This window comes from Streptococcus oralis (assembly GCF_001075875.1).
GTDB lineage: Bacteria > Bacillota > Bacilli > Lactobacillales > Streptococcaceae > Streptococcus > Streptococcus oralis_I.
The window spans coordinates 1-217 of sequence record NZ_JUOS01000103.1 but is presented as its reverse complement, the minus strand read 5'-3'; the positions used below and the strand labels follow the sequence as shown (position 1 = coordinate 217).

Sequence of the window (217 nt, the reverse complement as noted above, 5' to 3'; positions counted from 1 at the left end):
TAAACCTGAATTCAAGGGTGGAACTGTAACTGTTGACGGTGTCGAGAAGACTGTTGAGATTAACGAAGCTGTTCCGGCAACATTTGATGATGGTTCAACAACCAAGACAGTAGATGGTGTTGGGACATATACAGTAGCCGCAGATGGAACAGTAACCTTTGTTCCTGAAAAGTCATTCACAGGTAAAGCACCGGCCGTAACGGTTGTCCGTGAAGAT

1 protein-coding gene is annotated in these 217 nt (G+C 45.2%); it reads left to right on the top strand.

All coding sequences use genetic code 11. The features are described from left to right. On the top strand, window positions 1-217 hold a 217-nt coding region (locus ADM33_RS06170; protein WP_049503804.1), incomplete at both ends, for a hypothetical protein.